The 18,224-nt window shown below is 69.5% G+C and carries 17 protein-coding genes; 7 read left to right on the forward strand and 10 right to left on the reverse strand.

Annotation, left to right across the window (positions count from 1 at the left end):
- Positions 1–11 precede the first annotated feature (11 nt).
- The 7 genes from IWX63_RS12725 to IWX63_RS12755 form a co-directional block, all read right to left on the reverse strand.
- On the reverse strand, positions 12–773 hold the full coding sequence (locus IWX63_RS12725; RefSeq protein ID WP_199278541.1) for a hypothetical protein: 762 nt from the start codon (positions 771–773) through the stop codon (positions 12–14).
- 70 nt (positions 774–843) lie between these two features.
- The gene (locus IWX63_RS12730; protein ID WP_199278542.1) at positions 844–2,382 is read right to left on the reverse strand and encodes a polysaccharide deacetylase family protein; all 1,539 of its coding nucleotides are present in this window, start codon (positions 2,380–2,382) and stop codon (positions 844–846) included.
- A 20-nt stretch (positions 2,383–2,402) separates the two neighbouring features.
- Positions 2,403–3,398, reverse strand: coding sequence for an NAD-dependent epimerase/dehydratase family protein (locus tag IWX63_RS12735; protein WP_199278543.1), 996 nt, complete (start codon positions 3,396–3,398; stop codon positions 2,403–2,405).
- 25 nt (positions 3,399–3,423) lie between these two features.
- Positions 3,424–4,794 (reverse strand): nucleotide sugar dehydrogenase, encoded by a 1,371-nt coding sequence (locus IWX63_RS12740; protein ID WP_199278544.1) that lies wholly within the window; start codon positions 4,792–4,794, stop codon positions 3,424–3,426.
- A 459-nt stretch (positions 4,795–5,253) separates the two neighbouring features.
- A complete protein-coding gene (locus IWX63_RS12745) occupies positions 5,254–6,081 on the reverse strand; it encodes an SURF1 family cytochrome oxidase biogenesis protein (protein WP_199278545.1) in 828 nt (275 codons plus the stop codon).
- On the reverse strand, positions 6,082–6,321 hold the full coding sequence (locus IWX63_RS12750) for a hypothetical protein (RefSeq protein WP_199278644.1): 240 nt from the start codon (positions 6,319–6,321) through the stop codon (positions 6,082–6,084).
- Between the two features lie 52 nt (positions 6,322–6,373).
- A complete protein-coding gene (locus tag IWX63_RS12755) occupies positions 6,374–6,799 on the reverse strand; it encodes a DUF3099 domain-containing protein (protein WP_199278546.1) in 426 nt (141 codons plus the stop codon).
- A 206-nt stretch (positions 6,800–7,005) separates the two neighbouring features.
- Between IWX63_RS12755 and IWX63_RS12760 the strand changes: the two genes are divergently transcribed.
- Positions 7,006–7,743, forward strand: a complete 738-nt coding sequence (locus IWX63_RS12760) for a beta-ketoacyl-ACP reductase (protein WP_334685852.1) — start codon at positions 7,006–7,008, stop codon at positions 7,741–7,743.
- Positions 7,744–7,793: 50 nt separating this feature from the next.
- The gene (locus IWX63_RS12765; RefSeq protein ID WP_199278547.1) at positions 7,794–8,543 is read left to right on the forward strand and encodes an SDR family oxidoreductase; all 750 of its coding nucleotides are present in this window, start codon (positions 7,794–7,796) and stop codon (positions 8,541–8,543) included.
- 25 nt (positions 8,544–8,568) lie between these two features.
- On the opposite strand, the gene serB is transcribed toward IWX63_RS12765, so the two are convergent.
- Positions 8,569–9,453 (reverse strand): phosphoserine phosphatase SerB, encoded by an 885-nt coding sequence (gene serB / locus IWX63_RS12770; protein ID WP_199278548.1) that lies wholly within the window; start codon positions 9,451–9,453, stop codon positions 8,569–8,571.
- Between the two features lie 191 nt (positions 9,454–9,644).
- Here serB and IWX63_RS12775 point away from each other — a divergent pair, with 191 nt between their 5' ends.
- The 4 genes from IWX63_RS12775 (at position 9,645) to IWX63_RS12790 (ending at position 12,845) form a co-directional block, all read left to right on the forward strand.
- Positions 9,645–10,430, forward strand: coding sequence for an ABC transporter ATP-binding protein (locus tag IWX63_RS12775; RefSeq protein ID WP_199278549.1), 786 nt, complete (start codon positions 9,645–9,647; stop codon positions 10,428–10,430).
- A gap of 43 nt (positions 10,431–10,473) precedes the next feature.
- Positions 10,474–11,316, forward strand: coding sequence for a TrmH family RNA methyltransferase (locus IWX63_RS12780; RefSeq protein ID WP_199278550.1), 843 nt, complete (start codon positions 10,474–10,476; stop codon positions 11,314–11,316).
- 100 nt (positions 11,317–11,416) lie between these two features.
- Positions 11,417–11,674: a type B 50S ribosomal protein L31 gene (locus tag IWX63_RS12785; RefSeq protein WP_199278551.1), complete on the forward strand. Its 258-nt coding sequence runs from the start codon at positions 11,417–11,419 to the stop codon at positions 11,672–11,674.
- 94 nt (positions 11,675–11,768) lie between these two features.
- Positions 11,769–12,845, forward strand: a complete 1,077-nt coding sequence (locus IWX63_RS12790; RefSeq protein WP_199278552.1) for a lipoate--protein ligase family protein — start codon at positions 11,769–11,771, stop codon at positions 12,843–12,845.
- Here IWX63_RS12790 and pepN read toward each other — a convergent pair.
- The gene (gene pepN / locus IWX63_RS12795) at positions 12,830–15,442 is read right to left on the reverse strand and encodes an aminopeptidase N (protein WP_199278553.1); all 2,613 of its coding nucleotides are present in this window, start codon (positions 15,440–15,442) and stop codon (positions 12,830–12,832) included. The two genes, IWX63_RS12790 and pepN, sit on opposite strands and share 16 nt — an antisense overlap.
- Positions 15,443–15,593: 151 nt before the next feature.
- Positions 15,594–16,838, reverse strand: coding sequence for a glucose-1-phosphate adenylyltransferase (gene glgC, locus IWX63_RS12800; RefSeq protein WP_199278554.1), 1,245 nt, complete (start codon positions 16,836–16,838; stop codon positions 15,594–15,596).
- 134 nt (positions 16,839–16,972) lie between these two features.
- Here glgC and glgA point away from each other — a divergent pair, with 134 nt between their 5' ends.
- Positions 16,973–18,166, forward strand: coding sequence for a glycogen synthase (gene glgA, locus IWX63_RS12805; RefSeq protein WP_199278555.1), 1,194 nt, complete (start codon positions 16,973–16,975; stop codon positions 18,164–18,166).
- Positions 18,167–18,224: the final 58 nt, after the last annotated feature.

An 18,224-nucleotide genomic window follows, 5' to 3' on the forward strand; every position in this document is an offset into this window, starting at 1 on the left:
CCGCCGCCCGGTCATCGGACGTGGCTCGTGGTGACGATCCGCTTCCACGGGCCGTCCGGTACATCCGCCTCATCGATGAACTGCCAGTCGACGCGGTCGTTCTTGTCATTGAGTCCGTTGAAGCCCAGGCAGCCGTTCAGCGCGGGCGAGACGTCGAGGCCGGCCCCGTTGTATTCCGTGCTCGCAGGACGCCGGTCGTCGTGTCCGAAGACGTACTCGCGGTCGTTGTACACCGCCGGCCCAGCGTCCTGGATCTGCCCGTAGCACACCGACCACCCCTTCCTGAGCTTCACCCAGCGGTTCTTCATGAAGCTGTAGTTCCGGTCCGCCGTGATCGAGGGGTTGCCGGCGGCATCCCCGGCCGCCCAGGGGATCACCGAGCGGCGGTCCGCGAACGCGGCCGGGTGGTTGACGTCGTCGAACGGCAGGTCGAGGTAGAACGGATTCTCCCGCGGCGTCATGCTGCTGGGGAAGTAGCCGTTCGCGGCGACCCTCTGCTCGGTCTGGCATCCGGCGGCCGTCCTCACGCCGTCGCACCCCCCGTAGCTCTCCATCCACCGCGAGTCGTAGGTCGAGTACTCCTGGCTGCCGTCGGATGCCGCGGCGTCGTGGATCTCACCGACCCAGAACGTCGTGGACACGATGTTCGTGTGCCACGGGTACTTCTGCTGCGCCTGTGAGGTGGCGATCACCGTCGTCCCGACGACGAGCAGGGCCACCGCCGTGATCGCGACCAGGATGATGCGCCGTGACGTTCGTTTCAGAATTTCCACGCCCGTGTCCTTTGCTGCTGCTCGTTGATGCCGGATTCGGTTGTCATCGCGCTCGTCGGTCTGTCGGTGCTCATAGCCTGAGCCCCAGGCTCTCCATCGGCCGCAGCACGGCACCGGACAGCTGCGTCCACGTGGCATCGAGACTGCGGCCCAGGTAATCGGACCACTCCAGACTCGTCTCGAGGCTGTAGTCGTCCGTCTCCAGGGTTCCCTCCTGCATGACGTTCAGGCCGAAGCTCATGCCGTCGATCCCCTCGGGAACGGCGGGCGTGGTGAACGTCGCGTGGGACCACTCGTCGGAGGCGGGGAAGGCGGGGCTGGAGGCCCAGTACGACCACGTCCCGTCCCAGTCCCGGGTGTAGATCTCGAACTGCGTCTCTCCGCTCGATCGGTACCAGACGCCGAGGTCGTAGGCCCTGGTCGGGTCGACCGCCGGGGCGCAGGTACCCAGGTCCATGGTCGGGACGAGTTTCGCGTCACCGTCCACGTAGTCGCTCAGTGAGACCTGCGCGGCGACCTCGCCCGTGCGAGGCGCCCCCTCCAGGGCGAAGGTCCTCTGGTTCTCACCGAAGCCTGCCTTCTGCCAGCACGCGGGGAGGGAACCGTCAGGGGCTAACGCCTCGAGCCCGGCGTTGCGGACCAGGTTGCCGGTGCGGGGCGGGGCGGGGGAGTCCACTGCGGCCTTCACCGGTCCTCCGACCACCTCGTCGACGGTCCTCACCACCGTGCCGGACTCCTCACGGGCTGCGAGCCACACCACGAAGGCCTCGAACACGGACGGCGGCACCGCGAGCGCGCTGCCGGTGTCGTCGACGTGATGGAAGGTCAGCTGCAGCCACCCCCCGGTGGTCTCGGCATTGGTGACGGTGTCCTGCAGGTCCGCGAGCGTCCAGGTGTTCTCCTGCTGGTTCGGGGCCCTGGTCCGGAACGGGTCGGCCGGCGGCATCGTCTCCGCGACCGGACAGCCGGCGCAGGTGCTGACGGCGCCAGGGACATCCGGGCTGAGGAGGTCCCCCAGCGCGCGGGCGCTGTTGTAGCCGCACTCGGCAGCCAGGCGCTCGGTCTCACCGGTTGCGGCGCCGAACGGGTAGGCGAAGCTGGTGACCCTCAGTCCGAGGTCGATCAGGTTGTTCCTGTCCTTGCAGATCTGGCGCCGGGCCTCTTCCGGGGCCAGCGTCGTCAACTCCTGGTGGGTGACCGTGTGGCCGCCGATCTCGTGGCCGTCGGCCTGCAGGGCGCGCACCTGGTCGACCGTCATGGTGGTCGGGGGAGGATCCCCTGGCTCCGGCTCATCGGCGAGCAGGCCCGACGGGACGTAGAACGTGCCCTTGAGACCGTGATCGTCCATGACCCTCGCAGCGTCGAACTGATCGTCGTTGCCGTCGTCGAACGTGAGGCTGACGATCGTTCGCGGGGCCGGCTCCTCGGCTCCGACCACTGATCCGGCGCGGAGGGCGGAGTGCGCCGGGGACGCTCCGACGCCTGACCCGCAGAGCAGGAGTGCAGCCAGGACCAGCACGCCGGCAACCCCGGGCCGGGGCGGCACGGGGTAGCCGCGGGCCCGGTCCTGCACCGGGCCCGACCATCCCCCCGACGGGGGATCGTTCATCCTTCCCCGTCGGATTCCCCTCACCGGGTGGCTCCGGCGGGTACCCCGCCGGGGGCCGCGGACAACATCGCCTTGGCCACCTTGAGGATGATCGTGTCCACGGTTGTCGTCGGCTTGAACCTCACGAGGCGACCGGCGAGGGAGTTGTCGGGGACCCGGCGGCGCATGTCCTCGTAACCCTGGCCGTAGGCCTGCTCGTAGGGGACGAAGTTGATCACGCTGCTGCTTCCGAGCAGCTTGATGGTCTTCTCGGCCAGCTCGAGGATCGAGATCTCCTGCAGTCCGCCGAGATTGACGGCGAGCCCGCGGGTCGCCGGCTCCTCGGCGATACGGACCATCGCCGGGACGACGTCTCCCACGTAGGAGAAGCAGCGCGTCTGCAGTCCGTCGCCGTACACGGTCAGGGGTTCACCCCTCAGTGCCTGCCCCACGAGGTTCGGCACCACCATCCCGTAGCGGCCGGTCTGGCGCGGTCCCACGGTGTTGAACAACCTGACGATGGACACGTTGAGGCCGAACTCGCGCCAGTAGGCGTGGGCGAAGGCCTCGTCGATGCCCTTCGCCGCTGCGTAGGTCCACCGTGACTTCAGCGGAGAGCCGAGGATGCGATCGGAGTCCTCGGACAGGCGGTCCGCGGTGTTCTTGCCGTAGATCTCACTCGTCGATGCCAGGAGCAGGTCGACCCCGGCCTCCAGGCAGGCGTCCAGGACCACCTCGGTCCCATGGATGTTGGTGCGGAGGCTCTCGAGCGGGTGGTCCACGATCAGGTGCACGCCCACCGCTGCAGCCAGGTGGAAGACGCGGTCGGACGCGCCGATGACCTCCCGGACCACGTCCCGATCGAGGATGCTGCCTTCGCGGAACGTGAAGGCGGGGTGGTCCCAACTGCCCTTGAGGTTCTCGTTCGCTCCGGTGGACAGGTTGTCCAGGACCGTCACGCTGTCGCCGGCGTTCAGCAGGTACTCGGTGAGGTGGCTACCGATGAACCCGGCGCCGCCCGTGATTACAGTTCTCATGTCGTGATGCTCCCAGCCAGTTGGATTAGAGGTTGATGATGTTGGATGCGTGAGGCAGGCGGAAGGTCGAGTCGAGCACGTTGACCTCGGGGGTGATCCAGCTGACGTCCGCGGAGCTGTGCGCGGTGTGCATGAGCACCAGGTCGGCGTCGAACGCTGCCGGGTCCGCGTGGTGCTCCAGGACGCTCCCGTCTCCGAGACGGAGGCTCGGGATCAGATGGTCGTGGTATGCGACGACGGCGCCCTCCTCGATGAGGCTCTCGAGGATCTCGAGCGCCGGGGATTCGCGCAGGTCCTCCACGTCGGGCTTATAGGCGACGCCCACCACCAGGACCCGCGCAGCGTGGAGGCTCTTGTCGCGATCCGAGAGGATCTTGCGGATGCGGTCCACCACCCTGCCCGGCCGGGCCGCGATGGCGTTCATCGCCTGCTCGATCACCGGCGTGGACAGCCGGAGCCGCCGCATCTGCCAGAGCAGGTAGTGGGGATCACAGGGGATGCAGTGGCCGCCGACCCCGGGGCCCGGCGTGAAGGCCATGAAACCGTAGGGCTTCGTGGCCGCCGCATTGATCACCTCCATGACGTCGAGCTTCAATGAATTCGCCATGTCGGCGAATTCATTCGCAAGTCCGATATTCACGGCGCGAAAGGTGTTCTCGACGAGTTTCGTCATTTCCGCGGCGTCCGCCGAACTCACCACGTGGACCAGGCGGGTATAGGTGCCGATGAGCGCCTCCGCGGCCTCCGTGCAGCTGTTCGTGATCCCGCCGACGACGCGGGGGACGTCCTCGTGCGCGAAACTGTCGGTTCCCGGATTGATGCGTTCCGGGCTGAATGCCACGTGGATATTGCTCCCCGGGATCAGGCCGCGCTTGGCCAGCGGGGTTGCCAGGAGGTTGCGGGTGCTGCCGACATAGGTGGTCGAGGTCAGGAGCAGCAGCTGGCCGCTGACGGCGTTCTCGACAACGGTCTGGCAGGCCTGGCTCAGGATGCGCAGGTCGGGGACGAGATAGGCATCCACGGGAGTGGGGACGCAGATGATGACCGCTGCCGCGCGGGACAGCCGCGACGGGTCCGAGGTCAGTTCGAAGGACGGTTCGGCGAGCGCCTGCGTCAGGCGCTCGCGGTCCGAGTCCACCAGGTCCGCCCGACCGCTGCGGATCACGTCGAGGCGGGCGGGACTGGCATCGACGCCGAGGACGCGTGCGCCGGCCGCACTGAAGGCCAGCGATGTGGGGAGCCCCACGTAGCCCATACCGACGATGGCGACGTCGAAGTCGAATTCGTGCTCGGATTGATTCTGCGCCGCCTCGGTCGTCGAGGTGGGGGCCTCGAGGAGTTTCGTCCCCTTTCGCCTGCTCCACAACTTCGGACCAGCAACCAGATTTCCAGTCATAATTTCATCCTTTATCTAGCGTGGATCCCGGCGCCGATTCGGAAGACGACTTTCGGATACGGGTGCGCGGTTTCCTAGCCTGGAGCCACAGGGAATTCGCGGCTGCAGTGGTTTCATCGCCGCAGTCGTCACTCTATGAAGGGGCTTCACCCTGCGCACGAGTGCATTCCACGCGACTCCGGCGTGAAACACTCGCACGTACCACTTGGGATCGGGACGCAGCTACGCATCTGGCACTTGCGATTACTGACGCGACAGGCACCGCGATACTGGGCACGGCGGTGCCGGGTCGGGTCGTCAGGGTGGGTGCATGGTCGGCGACCGGCCCGGGCTCGCGTATCCGTGCGTCCCGGCGCCTGGCCGGACTACCTGCTCCGGGTCATGGGGAGACGCTCGGGTGGTCGTCGGATGCGCCCGGCCGGGCGTGGGGCGCGGGCGGCCGACGGAAGAGGGTGATCCCTAGCGGATGCCGCGCGCGTCGAGGATGGCGTCCTCTTCCTCCTCCGAGGAGGGGCGGCGACGCCGGCGGGCCGGCCGGCGGGGGGCGGTGCCGTCCTGTTCGGCGTCGTTCCTGCGCTGCTGACGCGCCGCGTACCCGAGGCCCACGAAGGCGAGGATGCCGAAGGCGAACCACTGCAGCGAGTAGGAGAGATGCGGCCCTTCGTCGATGGATGGCTTCGGCGCGGCGATCGGGGTCTCGGCTGCGGCGGGCCGCTCCAGCGCCAACAGGCCGTAGGCGGCATCCTGCAGGGGGTAGTCCAGGCTCCCGGCGAGCGACGGGAGGTGGACGGACGCGACCTGGCCCTCGGGGGCGCCACGGTTCACCTCGGGTTCGCCCGGCCTGATCCGCGCGGTGACCTCGACCCTCCCTGCAGGCGGGGCCGGGATCTCGTCCGGCCGTCCCGCTTCTGCGTTGCCGATGGGCAACCAGCCGCGATCGATGATGACGGCGGTCCCGTCCTCGAGCCGGAGCGGGGTCAGGACCTCGTACCCCGGCTGGCCGTTGAGCGGCCGGTTCCGCGCCACGACCTGGTGTTCGACGTCGTACGTCCCGGTGAAGGTCACCGGCGTCCACTCGCGGGCGGGATCGAAGGAATCGAGGCTGTTCGCCCCCGGGACGTACCGCTCCGGCGCCGCGTCGTAGTTCGCCTCGATGCGCTGGATGTCCTCGACGACGGCCTCGCGCCGGTCGAGCTGCCACCGTCCGAGTCCCACACACCCGGCGGCCAGCACCATGACCATGGCGAGCCAGCCGAGCCAGCGGGCTGAGAAGAAGTAGCGGAACACCTAGCGGGTCTCCATCGGTCGGTCGGCGGTCAGGGGCAGGGTCTCCTTCCAGAGCCCGCGATCCCGCAGGTACTCCTCGAACCACGCCACGTGATCCGGGCAGGAGGCCCAGGCCTTGCGGCGCTCAGGGGTGTGGATGCGCGGGTTGTTCCACAGCAGCTGCCACCGGGCGTCGTTCTTGCACCCCTTGCGTGAGCAGACGGGGGACCCTCCCGGGTCCGGCCGCGGTACCCCGAACAGACCGAGGCCCGCGGCCGCAGGAGCGGCCGCGGGCTGGGACGTGGAGTGGGTGTCAGGCACGGGTGTCGGGCCTGACGCCGCCTGCATCGTGGGAACCGTGATGGACCGGGCCCGCAGGTTCGTCGATGATCTCGCCACTGAGGACGTCGTCGCCGTCGTCGGGACCGGCGTCGACCACCTTCGCCTCGATCTCACGCACCGGGGCACGATCGATCAGGGCCTCGCTGTGACGGATGTTGCTGGTGTCGCTGCCGCCGTTCGCGACGATCACGGCGAAGTACGGAAGGAACACCGCCCCGGCGATCATCACCCATTGCAGCCATACGTACGGGACCACGAAGACCAGGACGAAACAGACGAGACGGATGCTCATCGACACGGTGTAGCGGATCATGCGTATGCGCATCTCGTCGCTGTGGGATTCCTTCGCGTCGGAGATGCTGTGGACGTCTGTGTTGTGCTTCGTTTGCTTACTCATCACACTCCAAAAAGACTCCCTCTATTGTCTCATTCCGGGCCCCGTTCCCGAAGTCGAGGGATGCGCCGCTAGGATCGTCGGGACAGTCTGACCGATGGCCACGGGGGAGGTCCGAGCGGGCTGGAATGCCCGTCCGGAGCGACCGCGCGGTGGTCGGCATGAACAACGTGGACCCCTTTCGGCCCAAAGACAGAGGAGTTACCCCCTTGGCACCTGGTGCAGACAGCAGTACGACGGCGTCCGGCCGCAGTGTCCTCATCACCGGAGGCAACCGCGGGATCGGCCTTGCCATCGCCAAGGTATTCGTAGCCAACGGCGACAAGGTTGCCATCACCTACCGAAATGGTGAGATTCCCGAGGGGATGCTCGGTGTGCGGGCCGATGTCACCAGGGAGGAGCAGATCGACGCGGCGTTCACGCAGGTCGAGGCCGAGCACGGGCCGGTGGAGGTGCTCGTCGCGAATGCGGGCATCACACGCGACACCCTGCTCATGCGCATGAGCGAGAGCGACTTCACGGACGTCATCGACACGAACCTCACGGGAGCATTCCGGGTCGTCAAGCGGGCCTCGCGCGGCATGATCCGCCTCCGGCGCGGCCGCGTCATCCTCATCTCGAGCGTCACGGGCCTGTACGGGGCGCCGGGCCAGATCAACTACTCCGCCTCGAAGGCCGGACTCATCGGCATCGCCCGGTCCCTGACGCGCGAGCTCGGCTCGCGGGGCATCACGGCCAATGTCGTCGCCCCCGGGTTCATCGACACCGACATGACGGCCGAGCTGCCCGAGGACACGCGGAAGGGCTACCTCGCCACCATCCCCGCCGGCCGCTTCGCCTCGCCCGAGGAGGTGGCGGGCGTCGTGTCCTTCCTCGCCGGCGACGCCGCGGGCTACATCTCCGGTGCCGTCATCCCCGTCGACGGCGGACTCGGTATGGGCCACTAGGCACGTCCGGACCCCCACCACCACTTCCACAGCCCACCAGAAGGAGCACCATGGCCACCCTCGAGGGAACCACAGCAATCGTCACCGGATCATCCCGCGGCATCGGCGCCGACGTCGCCCAGCAGCTCGCCGCCCAGGGCGCCGCCGTCGTCGTGAACTACCGTCAGAAGGCGCCGCGCGCCAACAAGGTGGTCGCAGGGATCGAGGCGGCCGGCGGCAGGGCCGTCGCGGTCGGCGCGGACCTGACGACGCCGGAGGGTCCTGCGGCGCTGGTCGAGGCCGCGGTCTCGACCTTCGGCGGGCTGGACCTGCTGGTCCTCAACGCATCCGGCGGCATGGAGACCGGGATGGGGGAGGACTACGCGCTGAAGCTCAATCGCGACGCGCAGGTCGCCATGCTCGAGGCCGCCACGGAGATCATGCCCGCGGGCTCCCGGGTGGTCTTCATCACCAGCCACCAGGCGCACTTCATCGAGAAGGTCGAGACGATGGACGCCTATGAGCCCGTTGCACGCAGCAAGCGGGCCGGTGAGGACGCCCTGCGCGCCCGGATCCCCCAGCTGGAGGAGAAGGGGATCTCCCTCGTCGTCGTGTCCGGCGACATGATCGAGGGGACGGTCACGGCGACGCTGCTGGATCGTGCGACCCCCGGAGCCATCGAGGCGCGGCGCCAGGAGGCGGGCCGGCTGTACTCGGTCGCGGAGTTCGCGACCGAGATCGTCCGGATGGTCACGGCGGACGTCCCCACGGGCCACACCGAGTACGTGGGCGGCGCCCAGGACTTCCTCGCCAAGAGCTGACCCGCCGCTCAGGACGCAGCCCGGGTCACAGCCCGGCGAAGTGGCGGACGACGTCCAGGTCCGGGAGGTCCAGGGCGACGTCCGCCGCGGCGCGGACGGCAGGCTTCGCGTTGAATGCCACCCCGAGTCCCGCCGCCCCCAGCATGTCCAGGTCGTTCGCCCCGTCGCCGACGGCGATCACCGCCGCGGACTCCACGCCCGCGCGCTCGGCCTCGGCGCGGAGGGTGCGCGCCTTCTCGCGCCGGTCGACGACGGCGCCCGCCACCCTCCCGGTCAGCACGCCGTCGAGGATCTCGAGGTCGTTCGCCTTCGCGAAGGACAGGCGGAGGCGTTCGGCGAGGGGGGCCAGCACCTGCGAGAAGCCGCCGGACACGACGCCGACACGATGACCCGCACCGAGGAACGCGGCGACGAGGTCCTCGGCGCCGTCACTCAGTTCGATGCGCGCCACGACCTCGTCGATCACGGCGGCGGGAAGCCCTTCCAGCGCCCGGACACGGTGGTGGAGCGACTGGGCGAAGTCGAGTTCGCCCCGCATGGCCGCCTCCGTGACCGCGGCCACCTCCGCCTCGCGGCCCGCGTGCGCGGCGAGCAGTTCGATGACCTCCTGCCGGATCAGCGTCGAGTCGACATCCATGATCAGCAGCTTCGGCCCGGGCGCGTAGGTCGGCGCCGGCACCAGTGCGGCGCCGATACCGGAGGCCGCCGTCCACCGGGACAGCCCGGCGCGCACCTCCGACGCCGGGGCGGTGAGTCCCACGCCGAGGGTCAGCACGGAGTAGGTCGGTGTCCCCGCGGACGAGGTGTCCGTGACCTCGGCGCCGAGTCCCCGCAGGGCGGAGAGCAGGTCCTCCCGGTGTCCGTCGTCGAGCCGCCTCGCATAGGCGACCACCCGTGCCGTGTCCCGCATGCTCCCGCTCCTGTCCGCGCCGGTGCCGGCGTCCGTGTCCCATGAGGCCCTGATCGTGGCGTCCTGTGCGCGTCCGGAGGCGGCAGGCGGACCCGGCGCTCCCGCCCGACGGGCCACCGGCGGAGCACAAGCATCGAGGGCAGCCTGCCGGTTTCGCCACGGGGCCGCTCCTTAGCCTAGTGTCTAGGACCATGAGTGACGTTCTGGAACTGGCGGGAGTAAGCCTCGTCAGGGGTGGCAAGACCCTGCTCGATGAGATCGACTGGCAGGTCAACGAGGGTGAGCGCTGGGTGGTCATGGGCCCCAACGGAGCGGGCAAGACCACCCTGCTGCAGCTCGCCGGGGCGCGGCTCCACCCCACCCGGGGCGTCGTCGGGATCCTGGACGAGGTCATGGGTGCCGTCGACGTCTTCGACCTGCGGCCGCGCATCGGCCTCGCATCTGCGGCCCTCGCCTCCCAGGTCCCCGATCACGAGACGGTCCTGGATGTCGTGGTGACCGCCTCCTACGGGGTCACCGGCCGGTGGCGTGAACAGTACGAGCGCCTCGACGAGCGACGCGCCTTCCGCCTGCTCGACACCTGGGGCATGTCCCGCTTCATGAACCACCCTTTCGGCTCCCTCAGCGAGGGGGAGCGCAAACGCGTCCAGATCGCCCGGGCGCTCATGGCGGACCCGGAGCTCCTGCTCCTCGACGAGCCGGCGGCCGGCCTGGACCTCGCCGGACGCGAGGACCTCGTGCAACGGCTCACCGAGCTCGCCCTCGATCCCGAAGCACCCGCCATGGTGCTGGTGACGCACCACCTCGAGGAGGTCCCGCCGGGCTTCACGCACGCGCTGCTGCTGCGCGACGGCGTCGTGGTGGCGGCCGGACCCATCGCGGACGTCCTGACCGAGGAGAACCTGGGCACGGCGTTCGACGTCGCCCTGAAGGTCAGCGAGGAGAACGGCCGCTACAGCGCCGTCGCGCGGGCGTGAGCAGCGCAGCCCGACGCGCGCCCCGGCACGCGCCCGCGTCCTGATGTCCGTCATCGCGCTCGACGCGGTCGACGCGGTCGACGCGGTCGACGACCCCCGGCTCTCGGACTACCGCAGGCTCACCGACGTCCAGCTGCGCCTCGCGAAGGAGCCCGCGGAGGGGCTGTACATCGCCGAGAGTCCGAAGGTCCTCCGACGGGCCGTCGATGCCGGGCACGTCCCGCGGTCCTTCCTCCTGGCGCCGAAGTGGCTCCCCGACCTGGCCGACGTCCTCGCCCGCTTCCCGTCCGTGCCCGCATTCGTGGCGCCCGAAGCCACACTCGGGACCATCACGGGATTCCACCTGCATCGTGGCGCCCTCGCCGCGATGCACCGGCCCGCACCACGGCCCCTCGGCGAGCTGCTGGACTCCGCCCGGCGCGTCGTGATCATCGAGGACATGGTGGACCACACGAACCTGGGCGCGATCTTCCGCTCAGCTGCCGCACTCGGCGTCGACGCCGTGCTGCTCAGCCCGCGGAGCGCGGACCCGCTCTATCGGAGGGCCGTGCGCGTCAGCATGGGCAGCGTCTTCCAGGTCCCCTGGGCCAGGTTGAGCTCCTGGCCCGGAGACCTCGCCGCCGTGCGCGCCGCCGGTTTCACCCTCGCTGCACTGGCCCTGGGCCCCGGGGCCGTCCCGCTCGGTGCATTCCCGGCGCGGGACCACGAGCGGCTCGCCCTCCTGCTCGGTACCGAGGGGGACGGGCTGAGCGACGGTGCCCTGGCCGACGCCGATGTCGCCCTGACCATCCCCATGCACGGTGGCGTGGACTCGCTGAACGTCGCCGCGGCGGCGGCGGTCGCATTCTGGGAATGCAGGTACGACGGCGCGCGGCCCGTCCTTTAGCCCCATGGGCGCTCCTGCGCTAGTATGGACAGCTGGCGCTGTCGCCACCCTTTCATCCCCCGTGCCTGGCAAAATCCAGGCAACCAGAGAAGGTAGTCCCGTGAAGTCTGATATCCACCCCAAGTACCACTCGGTCGTATTCCGCGACTTGGCCTCCGACAAGGCGTTCCTGACGAAGTCGACGGTCGGCTCGCCCAAGACCATCGAGTGGGAAGACGGCAACACCTACCCCCTCATCGAGGTCGAGATCTCCTCGGAGTCCCACCCGTTCTACACGGGCAAGCAGCGCATCATGGACTCCGCCGGTCGCGTGGAGCGCTTCAACGCGCGCTTCAAGGGCTTCGGCACCAAGAAGTAGACCCGCTCACCTCGAGCACCGGACCGCGGTCCGAAGGAGAAGCCACGCCCATCCGGCGTGGCTTCTCCCGATTAAGCACACAAGGGAGGCACCCATGGAACAGGCACCGGACGCAGATCGCCTGCACGGCGAATTCAAGACCCCGGGCGGCAAACTCACGGCGGTGGACCTCACCGTGCAGGGAGGCCGCCTGACGGGCGTCTCGGTCAACGGGGACTTCTTCCTCGAACCCGACGAGGCGCTGCTGGACATCAATGCCGCGCTGGAGGGTCTTCCCGCCGACACAGCTCCCGGCGAGCTCGCCGCTGCGATCACCCAGCGGCTCGACCCGTCGGCCGTCCTGTTCGGCTTCTCACCGGAGGCCATCGCCACCGCGGTCCGCCGCGCCCTGGGGAAGGCCTCGAGCTTCGCGGACCACCAGTGGGAGATCATCCCTCCCACGCCGCTGCCCACGGCCATGCACGTCGCGATGGACGAGGTCCTCACCCACGACGTCGGCACGGGATCACGCAACCCGACCCTCCGCTTCTGGGAATGGCAGTCGCCGTCGGTGGTGATCGGCAGCTTCCAGTCCATGCGCAACGAGGTGGACCCGGAGGGTACGGACCGGCACGGGGTCACGGTGGTGCGCAGGATCAGCGGCGGCGGAGCAATGTTCATGGAGCACGGCAATGCCATCACCTACTCCATCTACGTGCCGCAGTCGCTCGTCGACGGCATGAGTTTCGCCGACTCCTACCCGTTCCTCGATGCCTGGGTCATGGACGCCCTGCAGAGGCTCGGCATCCAGGCCTGGTACCAGCCCCTGAACGACATCGCCACGGAGGTCGGCAAGATCGGCGGCGCGGCCCAGAAGCGCCTCGCGAACGGCGGGATGCTGCACCACGTGACCATGAGCTACGACATCGACGCCGACAAGATGCTCGAGGTGCTGCGCATCGGCCGGGAGAAGATGTCCGACAAGGGGACGACGAGCGCCAAGAAACGCGTGGACCCCCTGCGTCGCCAGACCGGGCTGGCCCGCGAGGAGATCATCGGGGTCATGATGGACACCTTCCGCGAGCGGTACGGGGCGGTGGAGGTCTCCCTGTCCGACGACGACCTCCGCCGCGCCGAGGACCTGGTGGAGCACAAGTTCGGCACCCAGGAGTGGCTCTACCGCGTGCCCTGAGCCTGCGCCCGCAGGGACCGGAAGAGATGGTCGCGTTCCTCCACGACGATGCGGCGCAGCGCCGCCGGTGCGTCGCGGTTCGCGTCCAGCCAGGCGTCGGTCCGCAGGACCACGGGGTGGTGTCCGGGCTCGCCGTCGAGGTCCTGGTGTCCCGGGTACAGGCCACGGACGATCCTGCTCGCCATCTCGATGCCCCGGGTCGCCCAGACACCGCGGAGGGCCTCGAAGTAGGGCTCCCGGTACGGATCCAGCAGGAGGTGCGAACCGAGCATGAAGCCCTCGACCGCGGCGCTGAGCAGTTCGTTCGAGAGCCGGTCGCCGTGGACCGCCTCATCCCACGTGGCCCGCTTGATGGCTGCGTCGGGGATCGCGGCGGAGGCGAGGGTGAAGCCCACGCGGCCCGACGCCGTCGGGTCGGCGGTCCGCTCGGCCTCGAGTTCGCCGCCCCGGACGCGCTGCTGCGCGGCGAGTCCCTGCAGGAGGAGCCAGCGCAGTTCGGCGTCGAGGCCGAGGCCGTCGATCCCCTCCTTGCCGTCGAGCACGGCGCGTACGACGTCGGCGGCGCGCCCGGCGCTGCGGGCCGCGGACGCGAGCGCCCGGGCCCAGGCGAGCTGGAGGTCGGATCCCGCCGCGGCGGCACGCAGGCCGTCCGCCAGGAAGTCGCCGAGGCGGTCGCGGAGCGCCGGGCGGTCTCCGGCGGGGGCGAAGCGTTCGATCGCGGTGCCGGCATTGGCCAGCAGGACCTGCAGCACACCCACGCCGCCCTCAGCGGGCGCCGCGAGCATCACGGCCGAGAGGTAGGAGCCGACCGGCAGGCGGGCGTCCCTCGTGCTGGACCACAAGGCGGTGAGGCACGTGGCCCGGGCCAGGGGGTCCTGCAGGCGGTGGATCGAGGTCAGGAGCGTGGCGAGGGACCGCTCGTCGAAGGAGAGCTTCGCGTAGGTCAGGTCGTCGTCGTTGACCAGCAGGAGGTCGGGCTGGGCGGCACCGACGAGCACCGGCACGGCGGTCCGGGCGGCGTCGACCGTCACGGCCTCGGCGCGCGTGCGCACGAGCCGGCCCTCGGCGTCGAAGGAGTACAGGCCCACCCGGATGCGGTGCGGCCGGGGCTCGTCCAGGCCCGTCACCGGGTCCGTGGCGTCCTGGACGATGGTGACCCCGGTGAGGACGCCGTCGTCGGCGGTGACCTCGGCGGTGAGGGCGGGGACGCCGGAGGTCCGGAGCCAGGAGCGCGACCACGCGGCGAGGTCCTGGCCCGTCGCGACGGCCAGCACGTCGAGGAGGTCCGCGAGCGTCGTGTTCCCGTACTCGTGCTTCCGGAAGTACTGCCGTGCGGCGGTCGTGAAGTCCTCGCGGCCCACGAAGGCCACGAGCTGCTTGAGCACGGAGGCGCCCTTCGCATAGGTGATGCCGTCGAAGTTCTGCTTGGCGGCCTCGAGGTCGGGGATGTCCGCGACGATCGGGTGGGTCGTCGGGAGCTGGTCCTGCACGTACGCCCACGACTTCCGGCGGTTCGCGAAGCTGACCCAGGAGGTGCTCCAGCGCGTCGCCTCCGCCACCGCGAGGGCGCCCATGTAGTCGGCGAACGACTCCTTGAGCCACAGGTCGTCCCACCAGGTCATCGTCACGAGGTCGCCGAACCACATGTGCGCCATCTCGTGCATGATCGTGTTGGCCCGTGCCTCGCGCTGGGCCTCCGTGGCCGCGGACCGGAAAACGTAGTTCTCGGTGAAGGTCACGAGCCCGGGGTTCTCCATCGCCCCGAGGTTGTACTCCGGGACGAACGCCTGGTCGTACTTGCCGAAGGGGTAGGGGTAGTCGAACAGGTCGTGGAAGAAGTCCAGCCCGCGCCGGGTCGTGTCGAAGATCTCGGCGGCGTCGAAGGACGGGGCCAGTGACCGGCGGCAGTACAGGGCCAGTGGCACCTCGAGGCCCTCGCCGGCCGTGCCCGCCGCCCCGGTCCAGGAGTCTGCCTCCCGATGGTAGGGGCCCGCCAGCACGGTGGTGATGTAGGTGGAGATGCGCCGCGTGGGCGCGAAGGTCCAGCGGGCCGTCGAGGTGTCGGCCTCGTCGTCGAGCGGTCCGACGCCGGTCTCCGCGCCGTTGGAGGCGACCGTCCAGTCGGCGGGAGCGACGACGCTGACCGTGAAGGTGGCCTTCAGGTCCGGCTGCTCGAAGTTCGCGAAGACGCGGCGTGCGTCGGCGGGCTCGTACTGCGTGTACAGGTAGGTCTCGCCATCGGCGGGGTCCACGAAGCGGTGGAGTCCCTCACCGCTGGTGCTGTAGCGGGCCTGGCCGGTGACCGTCACGGTGTTGTGCACGGCGAGGTCGTGCAACAGCACGCGGGCGCCGTCGCCGGCCGCGGCGGGGTCGAGCACCTGACCGTTCACCTCGAGGCCGGTGACCTCCCCGATGAAGTCGAGGAACGTGGACGCCCCCGCCTCGCGGCAGGAGAACACCACGGTGCTCGTGGTGGTGTAGGTCCGCTCGGAGGCGTCCCGGGCCCGCGAGAGATCCAGGTGGACGGTATAGCTCTCGGTCTCCAGCAGTGCCGAGCGGGTAGCCGCCTCGTCCCGGGTCAGGTTCTCGTTCTCCATCCGGCCATTCAACCACGCGTCCGCCGGCACCCTTCCCGGCGGATCGACGTCCCCGGACCCGGTCCGGACGGAGGGGATCGGACCCGCCCGGTACGCGGAGAGGCCCCGGCGCATGCCGGAGCCTCTCCGCACCTCAGGGGGGTCGGGGCGATCAGTTCGGCGGGATGACCTGGCCCTTGCTGACGATCGTGAGCCCCGAGTCGGTGACGGCGAAGCCGCGGCGGCGGTCGAGGTCCGCGTCGACGCCGATCGTCGCGCCGGCGGGGATCCGGACGTTCTTGTCGATGATGGCCCGCCGCACCACGGCCCCCGGTCCGACATTGACCTTGTCGAGGAGCACGCAGCCCGTGACCTCCGCGGCCTCGTCGATGAACACGTCGGTCGCAAGGACGGAGGCGGTCACCGCGCCGCCGGAGACGACGACGCCGGCCGAGACGATCGAGTCGTGCGCCTCCCCGGAGCGGCCGGACGCGCTGCGGACGAACTTGGCCGGAGGCGAGACGCTCTGGCGGGTGTAGATGGGCCACTGCAGGTTGTACAGGTTGAACAGCGGCAAGGGGGAGATGAGGTCCATGTTGGCGTCGTAGTAGGAGTCCATGGTGCCGACGTCGCGCCAGTACTGGCGGTCGCGATCCGTGGAGCCCGGGATCTCGTTGGTCGTGAAGTCGTAGACCGCGGCGTCATTGCGTTCCACGAAGTAGGGGATGATGTCCCCGCCCATGTCGTGCTTGGTGTCCAGCCGCGCGGCGTCGTCCTCGAGTGCCTTCAGCAGGGCGTCGGTGGTGAACACGTAGTTGCCCATGGAGGCGAGGAAGCTGTCGGGGTCATCCGGGAGGCCGGGAGTGCTCTTGGGCTTCTCGACGAACGCCGCGATGCGCCCGGGATCGTCCGGGTCCGTCTCGATCACGCCGAACTGGTCCACGAGGTTCATCGGCTGCCGGACGGCCGCGACGCTGACGGAAGCGCCGCTCTTCACGTGGGCGTCGACCATCTGCTCGAAGTCCATGCGGTACACGTGGTCCGCACCGATGACGACGACGATGTCCGGCTGGGCGTCGTGGATGAGGTTCAGGGACTGGTAGATGGCATTTGCGCTGCCCAGGAACCAGCTCTTGCCGCGGCGCTGCTGCGCCGGGACGGACGCGATGTAGTTCTGCAGCTGCGTGGACATCCGCCACGTCTCCGAGATGTGCCGGTCCAGGCTGTGGGACTTGTACTGCGTCAGCACCACGATCTGGAGGTAGCCGGAATTGACCAGGTTCGACAGCGCGAAGTCGATGAGCCGGTAGCTGCCCGCGAACGGGACGGCCGGCTTGGCACGGTCCGCCGTGAGTGGCATGAGGCGCTTGCCTTCCCCACCTGCCAGGACCACGGCCAGTACTTTCTTCGGCGCCACTTGAGACCCCCCGCTCTTCGTTGAGTGTTTCTGCCTGCTCGATGGGTGGTCGATCAGCGTCGGTAAACACAGGCCGGAACCCTTCCGGTTTCTTCACACTAGAGGACTCGGACACACTGCACTACGTTGGGTGGGTGCGAGTAGACATTGTGACCAAGGAATTCCCGCCCGAGATCTATGGTGGCGCGGGGGTGCACGTGGCGGAGCTCAGCAGGGTCCTCGCGCCGCAGGTCGACCTCCGGGTCCACGCCTTCGGGGCGCCCCGGCCGGGGGAATACCACGGAGCCTCCGTGCTCTCCTACGGCGTGCCGGAGGGCCTCGCCGGAGCCAATCCGGCCGTCCAGACCCTGGGCACGGACCTGCAGATGCTGGACGCCATGGCGGGAGCGGACCTCGTCCACTCCCACACCTGGTACGCCAACATGGCCGGGCACCTGGCGTCCCTCCTGCACGGCATCCCCCACGTCCTCAGCGCGCACAGCCTCGAGCCGCTGCGCCCCTGGAAGGCGGAGCAGCTGGGCGGCGGCTACGCGGTGTCCTCATGGGTGGAGAAGACGTCCTACGAGGCGGCGGCCGCCGTCATCGCCGTGTCCGCCGGCATGCGGGCGGACATCCTCCGCAGCTACCCCGACGTCGACCCCGGCAGGGTCCACGTGGTCCACAACGGGATCGACGTCGCCCAGTGGTCCCGCGACGAGGACGACGACGCCCTCCGCGCCCACGGCATCGACCCCGACCGCCCGAGCGTGGTGTTCGTGGGCCGCAACACGCGGCAGAAGGGCGTCCCCTATCTGCTGCGCGCGGCGGCGCACCTGCCGGCCGATGTCCAGCTCGTCCTCTGCCTCGGAGCCGCGGACACGCCCGAACTGGCCGCCGAGACCGAGGTGCTCATCTCGGAGCTGCGGGAGAAGCGGGGATCCGTGGTGCTCATCGAGAAGATGCTGCCGCGCCGGGAGGTCGTCCAGATCCTGAGCCACGCCACCGTCTTCGCCTGCCCGTCCATCTACGAGCCCCTCGGGATCGTGAACCTCGAGGCGATGGCCTGCGGCGCCGCCGTCGTCGCGTCGGCGACCGGCGGCATCCCGGAAGTGATCGACGACGGCGTGACCGGCACCCTCGTGCCCCTCGAACAGGTACAGGACGGCACGGGGACGCCCCTGGATCCGGAGAAGTTCGTCCGGGACTTCGCCGCTGCGCTGAATGCCCTCGTGGGGGACCCTGCGCGGGCGTCGGCGATGGGTGCCGCTGGTCGGCAGCGCGCGGAACGGCACTTCGACTGGGGATCGATCGCGGAGACGACCCTCGGCGTGTACCGCAGCGTCCTCTGACCCCCCATCCGCCCGGCTCGGACGGCCCCCGAGGGAGCGGAGACCCTGGCGGTCTGAA

The organism is Arthrobacter sp. CAN_A2 (assembly GCF_015752045.1).
Lineage (GTDB): Bacteria > Actinomycetota > Actinomycetes > Actinomycetales > Micrococcaceae > Arthrobacter_D.